Here is an 18,837-nt window from a genome sequence, read left to right on the forward strand (position 1 = left end):
ATACAAAAAGAACCAAAAAAATCAAGACGATTTTGAACTCGCTGAACGCTCAGACAAAAAATCGTCAGTGGGTGCACTGGGCATGTATGCTCGCTTCGTTGCCTTCTGCCGCAATACTTAGCTTTCATTAGTAAAGGTCCCTGGCTGGCGCGGGCTTGTAGCCCGTGCCAACATTGCAGGATGAATGACAAAAGCCCATCCGTCAGAAGATGGGCTTTTGCTTTAGCTGCTACCGGTGCTGCGGATTCGAATTTTTCAAATAAGAACAGCCTTTCAGAGCTTTTTGCTACTTCTAATTAGAGTCAAATGCAACTGCAAATTCCTTAGAAAGATTTTGTGAACCAGCCTTTGCGGTAGAAGAAGTAGAGCTGTAGCAAGATAAGCAGTATCATCAGGCAGATCAGGATGGGGTAGGCGTAAGGTTGGTATAGCTCTGGCATGCTGTAGTTGTAGACTTTGCCTGTTTCAGGGTCCTCGCGGGCGAAGTTCATGCCGTAGACACCGGCAATAAAACTCAGCGGAATAAAGATACTGGAGATAATCGTGAGCACTTTCATGATCTCGTTCATGCGGGTACTTACCGTAGACATGTACAGGTCCACGAGGCTGGTGGTCATTTCTTTGTGACTATCGATCAGGTCGAGGAGTTGTATGGTGTGGTCGTAGGCATCGCGGAAGTAGACTTTCAGGTTTTCAGGAATCACATCTTCTTCCATCCGGAGCAGCTCCACCAGTTTGTCGCGTTCGGGCCAGGCAATACGACGGAGCTTTATCAGTTCGTTTTTCAGGTTGAGGATATGCTGCAGCGTTATCTTGGAAGAGGTCATCAGGATGTCCTGCTCCAGCTCTTCTACATACTTGCCTATTTCAGCTATCACCGGAAAATAATAATCCAGCACCACATCCAGAATGGCGTACATCATGTAAATAGGTGGACGCTGCCGAATAATTCCCCGGCCAGCCCTAATCCGTTCCCGCACCGGGTCCAGGCAGTCGGCGTAGTCGCTTTGGAGGGTAAGCACAAAGTTTACATCCGAAAAGATAGATAGCTGCACATCTTCCAGTGTATGCTGCTCGCTCGACCAGCGCAACATGCGGGTAATCATAAAAAGTCCTTTCTGATACTCGTCTACCTTGGGGCGCTGGTAGTCGTTTATTACGTCCTCCATCTGCAGGGCGTGTATCTGGAAATCTTTTACCAATTGCTCTTGCACACTAAGGTCGCCGTAGCCTCTGATGTCGATCCAGTGCCGGGCTTGCGGAAGCTCGCGGTACCGTTTCAATAATAAATCATACGTTGCGAACTCCTGCTCCTCAAACAGCTCCTCGTTAAACGACATCAGGAAAAAGCGAGGCGGAAAGGCCTCGGCAGGAACGTATAAATGGCCAGGTTTGCTACCAACCTTGCGGTCGAGTATGCTGGTGCTTCCGGAGAGGCGTAGCTTTCTTTTTGCCATAATTGGTAAATAGTCGATGTTTAAAATAAAACAGGCACCGGAGCCATAACATAAGCAAGCTGTACGGCCCTCAGCATCCAAAAGCCTAAATTACCTCCGGAAGGCCACTTTTATTAGAATAATTTACTTGCTGATTGTTGATTGCCGGAAAGCTAAATGGTAAAATTGTTAAGTGGCTATGCTCAGAATCCGGAGAATCGGTTTCCAACTCATAACTGGCAATTTATTTCTCTTAACTAATGAAAGGTTTATGTTCTATCAGAAAGGCCAATTCCATAAAAGAAATTCGCTCACCCACTCAGTCACTCATTCAGCATTATAAAAGCTCCTGCACCAATACGCCTGGTACGCTTTCGAGTTTAGTGGTAACTTCATCCTGCAAGCTTTTGCGGACCTCCAGCGTGAGCTTACAGCTGAGCTCAAACTGCTGGTCCCGCATCTCCAGGTTATATTCTTTTACCAGGCTCATCACCTCGTTCATTTGCAGGTACTCGAAGTTAACCTGCAGCAAGGCCATTTCATGCTTTTCTATAATACTGGCGTTGGCAATGGCATCGGCGGCGGCTGTTTTATAGGCGTGAATCAATCCGCTTACTCCCAGCTTAATGCCACCGAAATATCGCACCACCACTACCAGCACATTGCTCAGGTCAGCCGATCGGATCTGCCCCAGAATAGGGTCTCCTGCCGAATGATTAGGCTCGCCATCGTCGTTGGCACGGTAGCGGCTTTTGTCGGCTCCCAGGCTGTAGGCGTAGCAGTGGTGGCGGGCATCGTAGTACTGTTTTTTTAGCCCGGCATAAATTTCTTTAATCTCCTCTTCAGAATAAACGGGGTATGCCAGTGAGATAAACTTGCTGCCTTTTTCTTTGTATAGTCCTTCTGCGGGTGCTGCAAGGGTGCGGTATGTATCCTCCATAACTCTTTAGACTGCCGATGATCGGCCACAAGTTTAGCAAATTAAGCTGATTTGGGTTAATTTGTACCTTAATTAACGCTATCGTTTTGGCTTCGGTACCTTATATATTACAGTTCGATCAGTTTGGTAGTCCTTCAGAAGGGTTTATCACGACCACGCAATTTGCTGAACGCTTGCCCTTTGCCATGCGCCGTGTTTTCTGGACCTACGACACGCCCATAGATGTGCTGCGCGGAAACCACGCTAACAAAACTACCGAAGAAGTGCTGGTGGCCTTAACCGGAACTGTAACTGTGGAGGCTGAAACAAAGGCCGGTAAAAACACCTTCACGTTGTCGTCGCCGGTTACTGGGCTATATATTCCGGCTATGTGCTGGACGCGCATCAGCTTTTCGCCCGATGCCATTGTTCTTTGCCTTACCTCCACCGACTACGATCAGGAGGATTACATACACTCCTACGAAGACTTTTCAAGATTAATCGGGCGTATTTAAAAACATAGGCATGGCAAGAGCAGCAATTCTTTATTTTGAGTTTCGTGATTTTCCGGAAGGGGCAGTTGCAGCCGTGGAGGAGGCCCTGCTGCAGGCAGTGCGGAGCCAACGGTACATTCTCAGCGAAAAAGTAACAGCCTTTGAGCAAGAGTTTGCCACCGCACTTGGTGCTGCACATGCCATTGGCGTTGGCAACGGCTACGATGCGCTTCTGCTGGCCCTTAAAGCTATAGGAGCTGGCCCCGGCGACGAAGTAATTGTACCCGCCAACACCTTTATTGCCACCGCTAACGCAGTAGCGCAGGCTGGTTGCGTACCAGTGCTGGTAGAGCCTGACGCGCACACTTATAACTTAACGGCTGCTACGGCTGCCAAAGCCATTACCGCTCGCTCTAAAGCCATACTACCGGTGCACCTCTACGGCCAGGCTTGCGAGATGGGCGCTTTAGTAGAGCTGGCTACCACTCAGAATTTGTACCTGATCGAAGATTTTGCCCAGGCGCATGGAGCCACGTATGGTGGCAAAGCAGTTGGCACTTTTGGTAATGTGAATGCCACCAGCTTTTACCCTACCAAAAACCTTGGTGCCCTCGGTGATGCCGGTGCCGTGGTAACTAACAATGCCACCATAGCAGCTTTTATTCGGCAGTACCATAATTACGGCGAAACAGCAAAATATCATAACCAACTCATTGGCATAAACTCGCGGCTGGATGTGCTGCAGGCGGCTGTATTGCAGGTAAAACTGGCCTTTCTCCAGCAAGCCACCCAAGAACGACAGCGGCTGGCGCAACTTTACTTGAGCGAGCTACAGGAGGTGGGAGAGGTGGTGCTGCCTTTTACCGCCCCCGGCTGCAGCCATGTGTTCCACGTGTTCAACATCCGGAGCAGCCACCGCGATGCGCTGAGGGCGCACCTGCTGGCCTTGGGCATCCATACTGCCATACATTACCCAGTGCCGGTGCATCTGCAGCCAGCTTACAGCTACCTCGGCTATCGCCCTGGCGACTTCCCCGTAGCGGAAGAACTGGCCGCCACCAGCCTTAGCCTCCCGCTGTTCCCCGGCCTGCGCGAAGACGAGCAGCTAGCAATAATAGAAGCGGTGAAGAAATATTTTAGATAAAGGAAGTTGTGCGAAGTCCAGCGTTTCGTCTGCAACCTTACTTGTGCCTTTAAGATGAGGCGTTTGTTGGCACCTCTTCGGATTACCAATTATTCTAATCAAAAAGTCCTTCCGGAGCCTTTTTTTGCTTTTTACACCTTGGGTCTGCTTTCCAATTTTATGATTTATCTTCCTTCGGGTAGCCGATCAGGTAGATAACATACTTGCCTGGTTTACTGCCGGCTTTGCCTGCTCGCCAGGAGTAATTTGGAGCATGTACGTTGGCGACCATTTGTTCGAGCATGCGGGGCGTGTAAATGCGGAGCAGCGACACAGTGCCATCCCAGATAATGCCAAGCGGAATTAACGGGATAATGTAGGTGAAAAACAACCTGCTAAACTTGAACGGACGGATAAACGGCGTTACCAGCAGAATAATGACAGGAAACACGAACCAGAGAATAGCTAACTCCCACCAACTTTTACTCGCCCCTTCAAACACCCCGATAGCCACTCTGTTAGAAGCTGCGTCTTGCAGAATTGCCTGCGCCTGCGCAGGCCTGAAATGATGAAACGAGGAAAAAATGGTGCGTGTGCCTTGCACAGTAGGAGGCACTGCCGTGGCATTAACGGGTTCTGGAATAAAGTTTATTAGTCCGCCGGAGCGCTCTTGTAAGTACTGGTAAGCCTGCAGGTTAGGATAAAGATCCGATAGTGTTACCTGCACCGGCTGGCTTATTTGCTTGCTCAGTTCCTCTCTGATTACTTCCATGCCGCCTCCTGCACCCGAACATAAATCTGTAAAATGCAGCTTATCTGTTTTTGCCAACAGCTCGCGGAGCAGGGGAACGGCGGCTTCGTAGGCTCCCAACTTTGAGATCATGAAGCGGAGGAAGTCCAGCATGCCCTGCCGGATAATGTGTGGGAACCAGGGCTGGTCCTCCAGCTCGAAAAGGTGTAGACGAAAATTCACAGCAGCTTTTTTACAAGCATACTATGCTCCTCCTAAAAGGTTGTTGCCCTTGCTGCTGCTAGCTAGTGAGGCCAGCTGGTCCTGCCTCTGCTTTAAAGTTGTCGCCGGTATTGCTGAAAAGCTGCCAGAAAAACTCTCCCTTTTCTGCCGGGCCAGGTTCCACCGACAATATTGCGCCATTTGTAAAAAGCAGATTAAACCCAACATGTTCAACAGCCGTTACTTTTTCAGCTTCCATAGGGTAGCCTCCCTTTAGTAAATCCTTCAGGCGCTGGTCGCGCATGTTGGCACCTGGCACTTTCCAGTCGAACTTGGGGTTGGGCAGGCCAGCCTCTTGCTTGCGCAGGCGAACCTGCTCGTGCGTAATGGTCTCACCGTTGGGCAGAAGTAGCTTCCAGGCACAGTCCAGCGCCAGCGTGTAGGCACCTATGTCGAGTACCAGGCCCTGACTGGTGGTATAGTGGGTGCTGCCAAAGTGGAAATATTGTACCTGTTCGTTTCGGGTAGTGCGGGTAAGAGGCAGACCAACGATGGGTCCAAACACCTCCTCTAATTTCTGTTGCATATTTATAGAGCTGGGTACTGGCAAAGATAGGCACGGCACAGAAAGAAGTGAAGCATTCGCTAAGTTTTAACACCTAAAATCAGGTATATTAAGTACAAAGGGTATATTTGTATTTTAGTAGAAAGAAGCCTGAACTGGAATTTTGGAGATTAACTCCCTGTTTAACAAGCATGCTGCAAGAGCAAGAAAAAGTAAAAGAACCCAAAAGATCTATATACAGGTTTGTCATCAGCTTTATCTGGAAGGTATTCTTTCTGGGTGTGGCTGGCGTAGCTTTCTACCTGTTTAGCGTAGAAAACAACCTGTTCTACCTGTTTGGGTCTTCGCCTAGCCTCGATAAGTTGGAGAACCCGCGGAGCGACCAGGCATCGGAACTTTACACCTCCGACGGGCAGCTTATTGGCAAATATTTCCGCGAGAACCGCAGCCCGGTAACGTATGACCAGGTGTCGCCTGTGCTGGTAAAGGCTTTGATAGCCACTGAAGATATTCGCTTTTACGAGCACTCAGGCATAGATCCGGCCGCAATTGCCTCTATTTTGTATGGTACCCTGCAAGGAGGCGAAAGCAGAGGAGGCAGTACTATTTCGCAGCAGCTGGCTAAAAACTTGTACAAAACCCGCACCGACGATTCTAAAGGCGCTTTAGGGCACATTCCGGGAGCTAATATCCTCATCTCCAAAACCAAAGAATGGATAACTGCCATTAAGCTGGAGCAGCGCTACACAAAAGAAGAAATTCTGGCCATGTACCTCAATACTGTCGATTTTGGTAGTAACTCTTTTGGTATAAAGGTTGCCTCCAAAACGTTTTTTAATACCTCACCCGATAGTCTTAAGCCGGAGCAGGCAGCAGTGTTGGTTGGCTTGCTGAAGGCGCCTACCAGCTACAGCCCCCGGTTTAACCCTGAAAACTCTCGCCGCAGACGCAACACTGTGCTGGCGCAAATGGCGAAATACAACTTTATGTCTAAAGCGGAGGCCGACTCNGAAGGCGCCTACCAGCTACAGCCCCCGGTTTAACCCTGAAAACTCTCGCCGCAGACGCAACACTGTGCTGGCGCAAATGGCGAAATACAACTTTATGTCTAAAGCGGAGGCCGACTCCTTAAGTAAGTTGCCGCTTACGCTGCAGTATAAGGTAGAAAACCACTACGATGGGCCCGCCACTTATTTTAGAGGAGCTGTGGCCGATTACCTGAAAGAGTGGTGCACCCAAAATGGCTACGACCTGTACCGCGACGGCTTAAAAGTATATACCACTATAGACTCGAGGCTGCAGCAGCACGCCGAAAATGCCATGGAAAAGCATATGCGTGTTCTGCAACGCCGCTTCGACAGCCACTGGAAAGATAAAAACCCCTGGGTTGATGAGAAAAACCGCGAGATCCCGGGCTTTATAGAATCTACTATTAAACGGACTGCCTATTATAAGCGCCTGAAAGAAAAGCACGGGAATGATACAGAGGCAATTAACCGGGAGTTGAACACACCACGCGAAATGATGGTTTTTACCTGGGATAATCCTGCGCTGGAGAAAAAAGTTACTATGTCGCCGCTGGACTCGCTGCGCTACTACAAGCGGTTTCTGCATGGTGGCATGATGACCATGGACCCTTTTAGTGGAGAAATAAAAGCATGGGTAGGCGGCATCAACTTTAAGTACTTTAAGTACGACCACGTAAAGCAGGCACGCCGGCAGCCAGGCTCAACATTTAAGCCCTTTGTGTATGTGGCCGCCATTGATAACGGCTACTCGCCCTGCGACAAAATTGTAGATCGGCGCATTACCATTAATTATGTAGAAAACGGCGAAAAAAAGGACTGGTCGCCCACCAATGCCGACTGGACTTACACCGGCGCTCCTATGACCCTGCGCCGCGCCATGGGTAAATCGGTAAACTCGGTAACAGCGCAGTTAACAGAGCTTATTGGCTGGGAAACTGTGGTAAAATACGCCAAGCGGTTAGGCATCAGCAGTCCGTTGCAGGCCGTACCGTCTATAGGTTTAGGACCCAGCGATGTATCTGTTTACGAAATGGTGGGTGCCTATAGCACTTTCCCTAACCACGGCTTTTATACCACGCCACGATTTATTACCCGCATAGAAGACCGCAACGGTAACCTGATCCATCAGTTTGTGCCTAAGCAGAAGAAGGTACTTAGCGAAGAAACAGCTTTCCTGATGATGCACATGCTCAAAGGCGGCATGGAAGAACCAGGTGGCACCTCGCAGGCGCTCTGGGAGTATGACCTCTGGAAAGGAAATGAAATAGGAGGGAAGACCGGTACTACCTCTAACCACTCCGACGGCTGGTTTATGGGCGTAACCAAAGACCTGGTAACAGGAGTGTGGGTAGGTGCCGAAGACAGGAGCATTCACTTCCGAACCTCGGCTCTTGGCGAAGGCTCCAAAACAGCCCTGCCTGTGTTTGGCTTGTTTATGGAGCAGGTGTATAAAGATAAGGACTTAGGCTATACACAAGGCCGGTTCCCGGCTCCAACGGTTAAGATTAGCAAAAAATACAACTGCACCACCGTATTACCAAAAGCTGTTCCAGACTCTACTGCCATAGATGCCGAATTAGAAATTCTGAACCTTGATGCAATTTAATCCATCTTAGTTAGGTAAGTATATCTGCACGTCCAATTATTCTAATGAAAATGGCCTTCGAGAGGCTTAGGCGCTTGAAAAAGAGCTAGGGGTAAGTAAAGTTTGTTTCGATAGCTAATCTTCTTTGGAAAAAAAGGATTTCAGGGCCTCTTTAAGCTGGCTATACTCAAACGTAAAACCGGTTTGAAGCACTTTGTTAGCACTAACCCGCTGTCCACCCAGCACTACACCACTCATTTCGCCTAACAGCAGACTAAGCGCAAAAGCCGGCACTTTGGGCAGCACCAGAGGGCGGTGCATTACCTCTGCCAATTGTTTTGTGAATTGGGTATTGGTTACCGGATTTGGGGCAACAGCATTGTATACACCTTCAAACTGGGTGTCTTCTATGGCCTTGATGTAAAGGCGGCAGGCATCATCTATATGAATCCAGGACATATATTGTTTCCCGGTGCCTAAAGGTGCGCCGGCCATGAGCTTAACCGGGCGGGCCAGTTGCGGAAGCGCACCACCCTTTGTACTCAGCACAATGCCGGTTCTGAAGATAACAGTGCGTAATCCGAGGTCTTTTACCTTCCAGGTGGCACCTTCCCAGGCTTTGCAAACCTCCGCCAAAAAGTCATCGCCATACATACTCTCTTCGGACATGAGCTGCTCGCCAGAGTTGCCGTAAATGCCGATACCAGATGCCGCAATAAAACCTTTTACATGGTGCTTTGTTTTTTGGAGGCAGCTGAAGAGCAGGTGCGCGCTGTTTACGCGGCTATCTAAAATCTCCTTTTTGTGCTCCTCTGTCCATTTCTCATCGGTAATGCCTGCCCCGGAGAGGTGTACTACATAGTCGGCCCAGGTTATGGCGCTGTCGTCGATGTGCGGGTGTTTTATGTCCCACTTAAAGGATTTGTAATTAGAGAATTTATCAGGGTTTCTGCTTAGATGAGCCACTTCATAACCTTGATCAATCAGCATTTCTGATAAGCGGGAGCCTATCAGTCCTGATCCGCCTGTAATAAGTATCTTACCTGGCATAGTTTAATTTTGCGTTAGAAGCATATCTTGTTTTGCCTATACGTGTAGAGGCCACTAAACAGTTATAGCTGTTTAGATGAACCGGTGATCAAGTATGTCTTCTGAGGCAGGTGTGCGGGTGGCGGCAATAAACTATTTCTGACGGATGTGGCTCAGGAACTCATTTCTGTACTGGTCCTGCTCAAACATTCCGGAGTATTCGGCGGTAATAGTGCTGCTACTTACATCATTTACACCACGGCTCATCACACATAGGTGGTCAGCTTCTATCAGCACGGCTACATTGTCTGTTCTAAGCGCCTGCTTCAACTCATTGGCTATCTGCATGGTCAGGCGCTCTTGTACTTGCGGTCGGCGCGCATAAAACTGCACAATCCGGTTCAGCTTCGAAAGCCCTATTACATGTTCGTTTGGCATATAGGCTACGTGCGCTTTGCCGATAATAGGTACAAAGTGGTGCTCGCAGGAGGAGTAAACGGTAATATCGCGCTCCACCAGCATTTGGGTGTATTTGTATTTGTTTTCAAACCGGCGAATAAGCGGTTTGTTTTCGGGGTTTAAGCCACTGAAAATTTCTTCCACATACATTTTAGCCACACGCAGCGGAGTACCTTTCAGGCTGTCGTCTTTTAAGTCGAGGCCCAAAGTATGCATTATCTTCTCGAAGTGTGCCGCAATGATGGCGATCTTCTCTCCGTCGGGCAATTCAAAGGCATCGGGGCGCAGGGGTGTTTCGAGCGAACCCATTAAGTGGTCCTCCATCGCATCCAAATCGTGCTCCTTGTCCTGCTTATCCATTATATTCAACAAAGTTTCGTTCAGTTTCATAAAGCAATACAGCTAGTTCTAAGTCTTCCCTGATGTTGGGCCGCAAAAGGTTCCAGATAACCCGGGCAATGTTCTCTGCGGTAGGGTTTAGCTGCCGGAACTCTGCTGTATCCAGGTTCAGGTTTTTGTGGTCAAACCGGTCCAGTACTTCTGTTTTTACCAGGTCGCTTAGCTTTTTCAGGTCGAAGACATAGCCCGTATCCGGATCTATGGCCCCGCGTAGCTTCACAGTTAGTTCGTAATTGTGCCCGTGGTAGTTCGGATTGCTGCACTTCCCAAAAAAAGCTTCATTTTCGTCATCGGTCCAGGCTTGGTTGTAGAGCCTGTGGGCGGCGTTAAAGTGTTCTTTTCGGCAAATGGTTAGTTTCATAATCTATTCAACATAACCGGGTGGGTTAATGTTCGGCAAAGCACAAAAAACATGCTGCATAGCTGTTGCTACAAGAGTACAAAGGTAGTGTTGCCAATCCGAACCGCAAACCAAATCTGCGGTAAATTAAATAATTCGTTTTGTGCCGGATTAGTTAACCTGAATAACTAATTTAGTAGCAAGAAGGTTTTAACAAAAAAATTACATTATTTCAGTATGAAAACAAGATTACTTTTAGCTGGTGTGTTGGTGTTTACCACAATGTTTGCGAAGGCGCAAACGGTACGGGTAGAGGAGCGGGAGCAACCTATAGAGGGCGTCGCCCGGCGCGGGCAGCAGCTGACAGTGGAACTGGACCCTAAGTTGGTGGAGAAGTCATGGAAGGAGCACTTAGGGCAAAAAGCCGGTAAGGTAAAGTATCGCAAAGGCGTGTACAGCATTGATGGTGCCGTAATCGACACTATTTCCAGCACGCCATTAAAAGTGCTCTCTAAGGTGGGCAATAACTCTGAGGAAGGCAGCTATGTGTGGTGGAGCTTAGATATGGGCACAGCCTATGTTGATAAAAGCGCCACACCCGCTGAGTATGCGGCTGCCGAGAATTTTATGCGCGGCTTTGCCCGCAAGGTGTACCGACAGGATGTGCTGCGCCAGATAAACGAGGCGGAAGATGTGCTGCGTACCACCAAGCTGGAGCAGGACCGGGTAGTAAAGCAGGCAAACGATATTCAGCTGAGCATTGAGAAAAACAGAAAAAAGCGGCAGGAGCTCGAAGCGGAACTAGCCAAAAATGCGGAGGAGCTGAAGCAGCTGGAGCTTACTGTGGAAGAGAATGTTGCACAGCAGGAACTCAGCCGGAAGCAAGTGCTGGAAATGGAGAAGTCAGTAGAAGGGGTGCGGCTTAAGCTGCAGTCTATTAAATAAGGGTAATACGTATATTTATATCAGGAAAAGAGGCAGCCTGGCTTTATTAAGTCTGGCTGCCTCTTTTTTTGATAATCCGAGATAGTCAAGATATAATCTGACAGATTGATTGGAAGTAACCAGCATGACCGATTCTTTTTGTCATCCGGAGGGGATCTTGTGGGCGAGATTTATAAGCAATGGCAGGTTTGAGTTTAAATTCGCATAGTTGCTGTCTCAGCTCTGGTAGCATCGTGAAGCTGTTGCATTGCCTGCTTCCTTGTTCTTTTTGTCTTGATACAAAAAGAACCAAAAAAATCAAGACGATTTTAAACTCGCTGAACGCTCAAACAAAAAATCGTCTATAAATGCACTTGGCAAAGGTGCTCTCTTCGTAGTTGATTGCCGTAAAACCTTAGTTAAAGTTAGCTGCCTTCTCAACTAAAATGTTTCGAATGATTTTCGCCTTCCAGAGGCTTTTTTATGATTTGAGGCACTGGACGGAAGATTTTTTCTCTAATACGTTTTTGGCTTGTCTACTGCTTGGGCAAAGTACTCGCAAGAGCTACACACGCTGCAAGGTCTTCCCTTCTTTCTTCAACCATCTAGCCATCAAACCATTAAACAATCAACAATTAACAACCAACAACTAACAATCGGAAACTAAATTCTTCTAATGGAAATGGCCTTCCAGAGGTTTTACAGCTTCATCCAGCGCTGAATCATTTGGTCTGCAAATTTGTCGTCGCGCCAGCCGCCCATGCGGGTTTTGGCAGCAGCGTTGTGGTGCAGGAACCAGTCTTCCAGAATCTTTTTGATGGCAGGGTATTGCTTGCTGAAGCTCCTGAAGTCGTGAGCGGAAATAAGCTGCTCGCTGGGCCTGGCCGGAATGGCAATAATCTGTGGGTGCAGCTCACCTGCAATCTCCAGCTGTAGCACGCCAATAGGAATAATTTCGATTACTGTGCCTGTTTCTGCCCGCTCCGATAGCACCAGCACCTCCAGTGGTGCTCCTTTGCCTCCTACTTCCGTGGAGGGTATAAAGCCGTAATTGCCCGGGTAAGGCAGAAACCGAATAATACGGTCTTTTCCTGCTTCTTTCTCGCTTATAAACTCCTGGCTGGTTCTATCGAAGACCATTTTGTGGTTATTGCCTGCTGGTGTTTCTATGACCGCCTGCAGCTGCTTGTTGGGAGTATAAGTAGGTAAATTGGCATAATCTGTTTTACAGGCTGAACAGAGTAGGGTAAGCAGTAGCAGGAGAGAGGCGTAGCGTTTCATAGGGGTAAGCAGACGAATTAATTAGTTTACAGTGCAAAGATATATTGCAGCAATCATAAGTGCCATGTAGTAGTTGCGTTGTACACTAAACAGAAAAACAAAAAGAGGAGTCGGTCTAAACCGGCTCCTCTTCAAAACTATGGTAAACTTATGAAAACAGGTATCTTTATCTTCTTTCCTTGATTCTGGCAGCTTTACCTTGCAGACCTCTGAGGTAGTAAAGTCTAGCTCTTCTTACTTTACCTCTTCTCACTAGCTCAATTTTCTCGATGCTTGGTGAAAGAAGTGGGAAAATACGCTCTAAGCCAATCTGGTTAGATACTTTTCTTACAGTGAAAGTCTCACCGTTTGTGTTTACATTCTTACGCTGGATAACAACACCTTGAAACTGCTGTACACGCTCTTTGTTTCCTTCGCGGATCTTAACATGGATGTTAACTGTATCGCCAGCCTGGAAAGATGGGAAAGAGGCACGCTTGTCGGTTGATTCCTGCTCAATAAATTTTAATAGTTCGCTCATGGCTATGTTCTTAAAGCTAAATATCTTCTTCAGATTTCGGACTGCAAAGATAGGTAAATATTTCTTAGTTAGGTATATTTAAAAGGAAAAATGTTTGAAATTTGTTTACTCCTTTGCTTTGCCCCCGTAGAAGCTAGCTTAAATCCATGCCAATACGGTACAAGCAATGCCTGCAGGAGGCACTTTATGGTTTTGTCTTTAGCTGTGGCTATTGCCCGGAACGAGGCTTTAGCCGGTACTCTTCTACTATATGTGCTCCAAATCTGTACGAAACGCCCAGTTCCAGCATAACACCAGTTGCCTGTTTTAAATCCAGGAAAACCGGCCTTATTGCACCATGTAAATTTAGGTAGTGGCTATAGATGGAAGGGCTACCGTAAGCATAGTACATTCTGTTTTTGCCAAATTGAATAAGGTAGTTTCCTACAAGGCCGGGGCTAAATCCTTTCAACTGTGTCCAGTCTTCGTCTTCGTTTCCTAGTCTAGGAGTAATATTCTGGCTGGCCAGCGCAAGCTCTGCCTGTAACATAGACTCGCTGCGTTCCTTCTTCAGTATGGTTTTGTTCAGGCCAATGCCAATAAGCAAAGTAGGAGGAGCGGGGTTCTGTTCTCTACCCGATAAAATGGGGTAATCCTGCTTTAACTTGTTACCGTAGAAGCTCATAATAAGGCCACCGCCAATCCCTGTTCTACCTCTGTACATCACATCGACCTTCATGCCACCACCTGGGTGCAGGTAGCTGCCAGGGCTGCCCAAAAAGGTATTGGCTACTCCGCCAAGGAGCAGGTCCAGGCGCTCGCCTGATTTATGGATGTATTCAAAATCTTCGTAGCTAGCCTCGTTGTAGGTTAGCATACTTTGCATGGCAGTTTGCTCATCTGCCACTCTATATTTGGGGAGCTGAAATTTGAGGAAGTATAAAGCAGACTCTTTCTCTCCGTTCACCGTGTAGGGCTCAAAAATAGGCAGTTTCTGCGATGCATTCTGCAGACTGTCGCGTATGGCTTTATCAGTAACTCCTTTAATGTCTTCTAAAGTGGCAACTCCACTGGTATCAACCAAAAAGGTTAACTCAATTTCTTTATCTTGCAGCAACTTACGCTGCTCTTTAGTAAAATCTATTTTATAATAGGTAAGGCCTAATTTGGCTGCTCCGCCCACAGGGCCCGACTCTGTTTGGTGGCTTCCGGACTGGCCGTATCCTTTCCTGTTGGTAATAGTGAGGATCAGCAAAAGTATGATCGCTCTAAGAAGAAAGTTCATGGAGAGGTAGAAGTGTATCGACTGCTAATTGGTAATTGCGTAATTATTGTAATGAAACTGGCCTTCCGGAGGCTTAATCTGTATGTTGGACTAAGGGGTAAATGAAGGGAGCTAGTCGTTTAGCAGATCGGGTCTGCGCTCGCGGGTACGGGCTATGGCTTGCTCAAATCGCCATTGTTCTACTTTTGGGGTGTCGCCAGACAGGAGCACCTCAGGCACTTGCAGGCCTTTGTAGTCGGCGGGGCGGGTATAAACAGGAGGAGCTAGCAGTCCATCCTGAAAAGAATCGGTGAGGGCCGAGGATTCATCGTTCAGCACACCAGGCACAATTCGGATAATAGCATCGGCCAGCACAGCGGCACCTAACTCACCACCCGAAAGCACATAGTCGCCAATGCTGATTTCGTGTGTTATAAATTTCTGTCGTACGCGCTCATCCACGCCTTTGTAGTGACCACAAAGAATAATCACGTTTTGGAGCAGCGAGAACTGGTTGGCAATTTTCTGGTTGAGTGTTTGCCCGTCGGGCGTCATGTAAATAATGGCATCGTATTCACGCTCAGCCTGTAACCCCGAAATGCATTTGTCTATGGGTTCAATCATCATGACCATACCGGCACCACCGCCAAAAGCATAATCGTCTATCTGGCCGTGCTTGTTTATGGCAAACTTGCGCAGGTCATGAATATGAACTTCTACCAGCCCTTTGTTTTGGGCTCTTTTTAAAATAGAATGGCTGAAAGGGCTTTCCAGTAAGTCAGGCTGACAACTGATGATATCAAAGCGCATGTGTTACTTCTTCTCCTCTTCCTCGTCCTGATCGTCGGGTGTGCCAGGTTGGGTGTACACTTCGAGCAGGCCTTCTGGCAGGCTCACGTGCAGTATTTTAGCCTCGTGGTCGGCACGCTGCATTACTTCGTCTATAACGGGTACCAGCATTTCCTGGCCCAGGTAATCCATGGCCATTAGCTGCTGCTGTGGCATGTCATAAAAGTCCTTTACCGTGCCAAGTTCTCCGTGGTTCTCGTCTACTACTTTGTAACCGATTACATCATGAAAATAGAACTGACCTTCTTCAAGCTCGGGCAGCTCGTCGAGTGGCAAGTATAAGGCTGTGTTGCGCAGTTTCTCAGCTTGTTCCATGGTTTTCACTTCTTCAAACCTGATAATGAAACGGCCTTTCTGCTGAGGCTCCATGTCCTCAATAAAAAATGGAACCAGTCTTCCTCCTTGTTCGAGAAAGACTGATTCCAGATCATCATAATCTTCAGGGTAGTCTACGTCAAAAAACGCCACTACCTGACCTTTCGTGCCATGGGTTTTGACGATATATCCTAGCAGGAAGCAGTCATCAATATTCATGGCAGCTTAAATTATGCTTGTTCTTCAGTTGATGCTTCGCCTTCAGCAGGAGCTTCAGCTTCTGCAGCTGGAGCACTGGCAGCAAGTTTTTCAGCATCACGCTGGCGGATAGCCTCAGCACGAGCTTCTTTTACTTTGGTCTCAGCCTCGAAGGCAGCTTTTTTGGCAGCTTCTTTTGTAGCACCTAATGACTGACGCTTGCTTTCGATCTTAGCTTCTTTAACTTCTTTCCACTCAGCAAGGCGAGCATCAGCAGTTTCCTGTGAGATGGCACCTTTTACCACACCAATTTGCAGGTGTTTTCTGAAAAGAATACCGCTGTAAGAAAGCATGGCTTTTACAGTTTCAGTTGGTTGGGCACCGTTCATCAACCACTGGAACGCTTTGTCCTCGTTGTAGTCGATAGAAGCAGGGTTTGTATTTGGGTTGTAAGTACCCAGTTTCTCGATAAATTTACCATCACGTGGTGAACGAGAATCAGCAATTACAATATCATAGATTGCTGCTTTTTTGCGGCCTCTGCGGGCCAGTCTGATTTTTACTGCCATTTTTTTATTTAAGTAAGGTCGGCGGAACCCGTCCGCCATTTTTAAGAACCGCAAAGGTAATAAAAAGTAAACGTATTTGCCAAAATTTCTGTGTATCAATCTCCTGCTAACAATTTACGAGGAGAAACAGTACCAGAAGCGGGGTAAGGATAAGAGAGTATTACCCTTGTCGCAAGATCTTCTCCATCTTCTTGCCTTTTGCCAATTCGTCTACTAACTTATCTAAATACCTTACTTGTCTGGTTAACGAATTTTCAATTTCTTCCATCCGGTAGCCACAAATGGCCCCTGTAATCAGGTGAGCGTTGGGGTTCAGTTTTGCCTGCTGAAAGAAGCTTTCGAAGGTTACTTTCTCGTCCATCAGTTCCTGTAGTTTTTTATCATCAAAGCCCGTCAGCCACGCTATTACCTGATGTAGTTCTTCTTTTGTCCTGCCTTTGCTCTCAATTTTTGTAATATAATGCGGATATACTGATGCAAATGTCATTTTTGCCATTCTTGCATCGTGTTCGGGTGTTGTTTTCAAGTTATTTTAACCTTTATAATTGTCCTTTCCTTTTCACCAGGCTTTAATAGGCCTAGTGTACTTCTCTTGATTTTTTTAATTAACCTCTTAAATCGGTTAAGTTAACCAGCTCTGTTGAAGTGTAGCGAATTGATGCCTCGTTAAATTTACCTGTGCCCATTTTAAGCCTTAATTCCCTAAATCTGCACCGCTCCAAAACATCAGTCGGATACAATTTTTTAATTTACTGTAGCCAACAATGGGTTACCTTCTAAAAACCAAACAGGGTGGGTGTGCCAGATTTTATTTTCTGCTTCAGTCAGTTCACTGTTAATTGTGGTTGCAAGTAGATTGCAAATATCTTTGTCAACAGTGGATTGTTTGTTGTTATATGCCTGAATCTCTTCATTCATAGTTTAATTTTTGAAGTCTTCACAGACTATAAAGCTTTGGCTATATAGCGTGTTGGTTGATGGTGTTCTGCCTGTATTTTGTTTCAGTCACCTTAATAAACTATAGCTAGATCATTAAAAATTGAATCCAAAATGCAGGCCTGGCTCTCCGAAAAAGAGTTTAGGCCACTTATCATCTAGTTGCTTGAACGAGTCGGGCATTCTTGTGTGATAAGGACGATGGGTAATTGCAATTGCTGGTTGAATAAAAAAGCTGTCCTTCAATAATTTGAAGTGATAACCAATTCGGTATGTATTGAAAACCTGGAAACCCTTATCAATTCTATTCCCTTCATCATTTACAAAAGTTTGCCAAGCAGGCATTACGTGGACACCGGTAAATAACCCCTTCCACCAAAATCGTTGATAAGCAAGCGCAAAACCATATTCACGAATATAACCCGGAAATTTTTCTTCGGGAGCTTCAAAGAATTGGCCATAGGGTATGCCGAGTGACCAAGCATATTTCCAGGTTTTAAGTTCTAGGGATAGCACATCCTTGGGAGTTAACCTGTAGCCGAAATTGAGTTGAACAAAGTCTGGGGCATTATCATCTGGCAACAAATTGGCTAGCACAAATAACGTGCTCCCTATAAAAAACTTCTTGTAGGTGCTGTCTTGCTTGGCGTATTGTGCTTTTAGTTGTAAAGTACTTGTCAACATCACAACCAAACCAACTAATAGAATCTTCTTTTGCATATCTTTAAAATTATTGTTGATCGATAATGCAAAATAATCTTTGAGTGGTTCTAAAGACGTTCACTTAAGTTAAGAAATGTAACTTAGGCCTAGCTCTTTTTTATAATTCTTGCTCTTAATCTACTTAACGATTGAGGTTTAATGCCTAAATAACTAGCTAATTGGTGTTGTGGAACACGTTGAATAAGATCTGGTCTTTTGTGTATTAGATGCAGATATCTTTGTTCGGGGGAAGAAATTTTGAACTCGTCAAAATTGATTTGTTGCTTAGATAATAGTTCTTCTGAAAGTATTCTGCAAAGCGTTTCAAATTTCGGGAATTTATTAAATATCTCAGCTTCCATTTCAGTGTTTGCAACTGTTATTATGGAGTCTTCCACACAAGATATGTAATATTCAGAAGGGAATTTGTTGATAACGCAATGAGGTGTCAGCCCTTCCATTTCTGTATAAAAAGCTGTTGTTTTTTCTTCTCCATCTATTAAGTAATATGTCCGGATGCACCCTTTTAGTACAAAGTAGCCATCTGTTGATTTCTGCCCTTCTTCAAGTAAAGTCGTTCCTTTCTTTACAGAGCGAAATATGTCCAAAGAGTTTATTGCGTTCTTTTCATCTTCTGAAAGAGAAACATATTTTGATAAAAAGTCAAATAGTAAATCTTGCATTGCTTATTTCTGTTGTTACTATCTTGCTTATGACTTGCCGCTAATGGCTCTGTTAAACGACGGGCGAGGCTGTAGGCCGAAGACTGACATTTGGGTTTTGTTAGGTGCTTTTCTTTTTATTTAAACAGATTTCTAAGTTTGGAAATAAAACTGATTTTGGAAGTATTAAAGTGTATTCTGATTAATTGTTATTGATTTTCCTAAAGGAGGTTCGCAGGTTGTGTAAACCACAAGCGACCATCATAATTCTGTCACGGGCATTCTGTACGCGTAGCCTTATTTTCTCTT

Annotated in this window: 22 protein-coding genes; 5 read left to right on the forward strand and 17 right to left on the reverse strand. The window is 46.3% G+C overall.

Annotation, left to right across the window (positions count from 1 at the left end; translation table 11 throughout):
• Positions 1-323 precede the first annotated feature (323 nt).
• Both corA and ACMA1I_RS15515 read right to left on the reverse strand, forming a co-directional pair.
• Positions 324-1,457 (reverse strand): magnesium/cobalt transporter CorA, encoded by a 1,134-nt coding sequence (gene corA, locus ACMA1I_RS15510; protein WP_337069312.1) that lies wholly within the window; start codon positions 1,455-1,457, stop codon positions 324-326.
• A gap of 316 nt (positions 1,458-1,773) precedes the next feature.
• Complete coding sequence (locus tag ACMA1I_RS15515) at positions 1,774-2,376, reverse strand: YigZ family protein (protein ID WP_337069313.1); 603 nt, start codon at positions 2,374-2,376, stop codon at positions 1,774-1,776.
• A gap of 86 nt (positions 2,377-2,462) precedes the next feature.
• Here ACMA1I_RS15515 and ACMA1I_RS15520 point away from each other — a divergent pair, with 86 nt between their 5' ends.
• Both ACMA1I_RS15520 and ACMA1I_RS15525 read left to right on the forward strand, forming a co-directional pair.
• Positions 2,463-2,870 (forward strand): FdtA/QdtA family cupin domain-containing protein, encoded by a 408-nt coding sequence (locus tag ACMA1I_RS15520; RefSeq protein WP_337069314.1) that lies wholly within the window; start codon positions 2,463-2,465, stop codon positions 2,868-2,870.
• A gap of 10 nt (positions 2,871-2,880) precedes the next feature.
• Positions 2,881-3,993 carry a DegT/DnrJ/EryC1/StrS family aminotransferase gene (locus tag ACMA1I_RS15525; RefSeq protein ID WP_337069315.1) on the forward strand — a complete coding sequence of 371 codons (1,113 nt, stop codon included), beginning with the start codon at positions 2,881-2,883 and terminating at the stop codon, positions 3,991-3,993.
• Positions 3,994-4,150: 157 nt separating this feature from the next.
• On the opposite strand, the gene ACMA1I_RS15530 is transcribed toward ACMA1I_RS15525, so the two are convergent.
• Together ACMA1I_RS15530 and ACMA1I_RS15535 are read right to left on the reverse strand one after the other, a co-directional pair.
• Positions 4,151-4,945 carry a class I SAM-dependent methyltransferase gene (locus ACMA1I_RS15530; RefSeq protein ID WP_337069316.1) on the reverse strand — a complete coding sequence of 265 codons (795 nt, stop codon included), beginning with the start codon at positions 4,943-4,945 and terminating at the stop codon, positions 4,151-4,153.
• Positions 4,946-5,003: 58 nt separating this feature from the next.
• Entirely contained in the window at positions 5,004-5,510 is a 507-nt protein-coding gene (locus ACMA1I_RS15535) for a hypothetical protein (RefSeq protein WP_337069317.1), read from the reverse strand.
• 170 nt (positions 5,511-5,680) lie between these two features.
• Between ACMA1I_RS15535 and ACMA1I_RS15540 the strand changes: the two genes are divergently transcribed.
• A complete protein-coding gene (locus tag ACMA1I_RS15540) occupies positions 5,681-6,532 on the forward strand; it encodes a transglycosylase domain-containing protein (RefSeq protein ID WP_414703925.1) in 852 nt (283 codons plus the stop codon).
• Positions 6,533-6,593: 61 nt separating this feature from the next.
• Entirely contained in the window at positions 6,594-8,123 is a 1,530-nt protein-coding gene (locus ACMA1I_RS15545; RefSeq protein ID WP_414703926.1) for a penicillin-binding transpeptidase domain-containing protein, read from the forward strand.
• 114 nt (positions 8,124-8,237) lie between these two features.
• Here ACMA1I_RS15545 and ACMA1I_RS15550 read toward each other — a convergent pair whose 3' ends face one another.
• The 3 genes from ACMA1I_RS15550 to ACMA1I_RS15560 form a co-directional block, all read right to left on the reverse strand.
• Entirely contained in the window at positions 8,238-9,152 is a 915-nt protein-coding gene (locus ACMA1I_RS15550; RefSeq protein ID WP_337069320.1) for a TIGR01777 family oxidoreductase, read from the reverse strand.
• 132 nt (positions 9,153-9,284) lie between these two features.
• Positions 9,285-9,980 (reverse strand): GTP cyclohydrolase I FolE, encoded by a 696-nt coding sequence (folE, locus tag ACMA1I_RS15555; RefSeq protein WP_337069321.1) that lies wholly within the window; start codon positions 9,978-9,980, stop codon positions 9,285-9,287.
• On the reverse strand, positions 9,943-10,350 hold the full coding sequence (locus ACMA1I_RS15560; RefSeq protein ID WP_337069322.1) for a 6-carboxytetrahydropterin synthase: 408 nt from the start codon (positions 10,348-10,350) through the stop codon (positions 9,943-9,945). The genes folE and ACMA1I_RS15560 overlap by 38 nt, the downstream gene beginning before the upstream one ends.
• Before the next feature lie 216 nt (positions 10,351-10,566).
• Here ACMA1I_RS15560 and ACMA1I_RS15565 point away from each other — a divergent pair, with 216 nt between their 5' ends.
• Positions 10,567-11,274: a DNA repair ATPase gene (locus tag ACMA1I_RS15565; protein WP_337069323.1), complete on the forward strand. Its 708-nt coding sequence runs from the start codon at positions 10,567-10,569 to the stop codon at positions 11,272-11,274.
• Positions 11,275-11,952: 678 nt separating this feature from the next.
• On the opposite strand, the gene ACMA1I_RS15570 is transcribed toward ACMA1I_RS15565, so the two are convergent.
• The 10 genes from ACMA1I_RS15570 to ACMA1I_RS15615 form a co-directional block, all read right to left on the reverse strand.
• A complete protein-coding gene (locus ACMA1I_RS15570; protein WP_337069324.1) occupies positions 11,953-12,534 on the reverse strand; it encodes an inorganic diphosphatase in 582 nt (193 codons plus the stop codon).
• A gap of 166 nt (positions 12,535-12,700) precedes the next feature.
• Complete coding sequence (rplS, locus tag ACMA1I_RS15575) at positions 12,701-13,054, reverse strand: 50S ribosomal protein L19 (RefSeq protein ID WP_337069325.1); 354 nt, start codon at positions 13,052-13,054, stop codon at positions 12,701-12,703.
• A 208-nt stretch (positions 13,055-13,262) separates the two neighbouring features.
• On the reverse strand, positions 13,263-14,318 hold the full coding sequence (locus tag ACMA1I_RS15580; protein WP_337069326.1) for a hypothetical protein: 1,056 nt from the start codon (positions 14,316-14,318) through the stop codon (positions 13,263-13,265).
• Positions 14,319-14,429: 111 nt separating this feature from the next.
• Positions 14,430-15,107 carry a tRNA (guanosine(37)-N1)-methyltransferase TrmD gene (trmD, locus tag ACMA1I_RS15585; RefSeq protein ID WP_337069327.1) on the reverse strand — a complete coding sequence of 226 codons (678 nt, stop codon included), beginning with the start codon at positions 15,105-15,107 and terminating at the stop codon, positions 14,430-14,432.
• 3 nt (positions 15,108-15,110) lie between these two features.
• Positions 15,111-15,680, reverse strand: a complete 570-nt coding sequence (gene rimM, locus ACMA1I_RS15590) for a ribosome maturation factor RimM (RefSeq protein ID WP_337069328.1) — start codon at positions 15,678-15,680, stop codon at positions 15,111-15,113.
• Between the two features lie 11 nt (positions 15,681-15,691).
• Positions 15,692-16,228 carry a 30S ribosomal protein S16 gene (locus ACMA1I_RS15595; RefSeq protein WP_337069329.1) on the reverse strand — a complete coding sequence of 179 codons (537 nt, stop codon included), beginning with the start codon at positions 16,226-16,228 and terminating at the stop codon, positions 15,692-15,694.
• Between the two features lie 160 nt (positions 16,229-16,388).
• Complete coding sequence (locus ACMA1I_RS15600) at positions 16,389-16,754, reverse strand: DUF2200 domain-containing protein (protein WP_337069330.1); 366 nt, start codon at positions 16,752-16,754, stop codon at positions 16,389-16,391.
• A 218-nt stretch (positions 16,755-16,972) separates the two neighbouring features.
• The gene (locus tag ACMA1I_RS15605; protein ID WP_337069331.1) at positions 16,973-17,146 is read right to left on the reverse strand and encodes a hypothetical protein; all 174 of its coding nucleotides are present in this window, start codon (positions 17,144-17,146) and stop codon (positions 16,973-16,975) included.
• A gap of 114 nt (positions 17,147-17,260) precedes the next feature.
• A complete protein-coding gene (locus tag ACMA1I_RS15610) occupies positions 17,261-17,884 on the reverse strand; it encodes a hypothetical protein (protein WP_337069332.1) in 624 nt (207 codons plus the stop codon).
• Between the two features lie 89 nt (positions 17,885-17,973).
• Positions 17,974-18,549: a Crp/Fnr family transcriptional regulator gene (locus ACMA1I_RS15615; RefSeq protein WP_337069333.1), complete on the reverse strand. Its 576-nt coding sequence runs from the start codon at positions 18,547-18,549 to the stop codon at positions 17,974-17,976.
• Between the last annotated feature and the right edge of the window lie 288 nt (positions 18,550-18,837).

This window comes from Pontibacter sp. 13R65, assembly GCF_047525655.1.
GTDB lineage: Bacteria > Bacteroidota > Bacteroidia > Cytophagales > Hymenobacteraceae > Pontibacter.

Bases quoted from the DNA above. Each gene is read 5' to 3' on its own strand.
- corA (WP_337069312.1), bottom strand. From the start codon at position 1,457: ATGGCAAAAAGAAAGCTACGCCTCTCCGGAAGCACCAGCATACTCGAC.
- ACMA1I_RS15515 (WP_337069313.1), bottom strand. From the start codon at position 2,376: ATGGAGGATACATACCGCACCCTTGCAGCACCCGCAGAAGGACTATAC.
- ACMA1I_RS15525 (WP_337069315.1), top strand. From the start codon at position 2,881: ATGGCAAGAGCAGCAATTCTTTATTTTGAGTTTCGTGATTTTCCGGAA.
- ACMA1I_RS15535 (WP_337069317.1), bottom strand. From the start codon at position 5,510: ATGCAACAGAAATTAGAGGAGGTGTTTGGACCCATCGTTGGTCTGCCT.
- ACMA1I_RS15545 (WP_414703926.1), top strand. From the start codon at position 6,594: ATGTCTAAAGCGGAGGCCGACTCCTTAAGTAAGTTGCCGCTTACGCTG.
- ACMA1I_RS15550 (WP_337069320.1), bottom strand. From the start codon at position 9,152: ATGCCAGGTAAGATACTTATTACAGGCGGATCAGGACTGATAGGCTCC.
- folE (WP_337069321.1), bottom strand. From the start codon at position 9,980: ATGAAACTGAACGAAACTTTGTTGAATATAATGGATAAGCAGGACAAG.
- ACMA1I_RS15560 (WP_337069322.1), bottom strand. From the start codon at position 10,350: ATGAAACTAACCATTTGCCGAAAAGAACACTTTAACGCCGCCCACAGG.
- ACMA1I_RS15565 (WP_337069323.1), top strand. From the start codon at position 10,567: ATGAAAACAAGATTACTTTTAGCTGGTGTGTTGGTGTTTACCACAATG.
- ACMA1I_RS15570 (WP_337069324.1), bottom strand. From the start codon at position 12,534: ATGAAACGCTACGCCTCTCTCCTGCTACTGCTTACCCTACTCTGTTCA.
- rplS (WP_337069325.1), bottom strand. From the start codon at position 13,054: ATGAGCGAACTATTAAAATTTATTGAGCAGGAATCAACCGACAAGCGT.
- ACMA1I_RS15580 (WP_337069326.1), bottom strand. From the start codon at position 14,318: ATGAACTTTCTTCTTAGAGCGATCATACTTTTGCTGATCCTCACTATT.
- trmD (WP_337069327.1), bottom strand. From the start codon at position 15,107: ATGCGCTTTGATATCATCAGTTGTCAGCCTGACTTACTGGAAAGCCCT.
- rimM (WP_337069328.1), bottom strand. From the start codon at position 15,680: ATGAATATTGATGACTGCTTCCTGCTAGGATATATCGTCAAAACCCAT.
- ACMA1I_RS15595 (WP_337069329.1), bottom strand. From the start codon at position 16,228: ATGGCAGTAAAAATCAGACTGGCCCGCAGAGGCCGCAAAAAAGCAGCA.
- ACMA1I_RS15605 (WP_337069331.1), bottom strand. From the start codon at position 17,146: ATGAATGAAGAGATTCAGGCATATAACAACAAACAATCCACTGTTGAC.
- ACMA1I_RS15610 (WP_337069332.1), bottom strand. From the start codon at position 17,884: ATGCAAAAGAAGATTCTATTAGTTGGTTTGGTTGTGATGTTGACAAGT.
- ACMA1I_RS15615 (WP_337069333.1), bottom strand. From the start codon at position 18,549: ATGCAAGATTTACTATTTGACTTTTTATCAAAATATGTTTCTCTTTCA.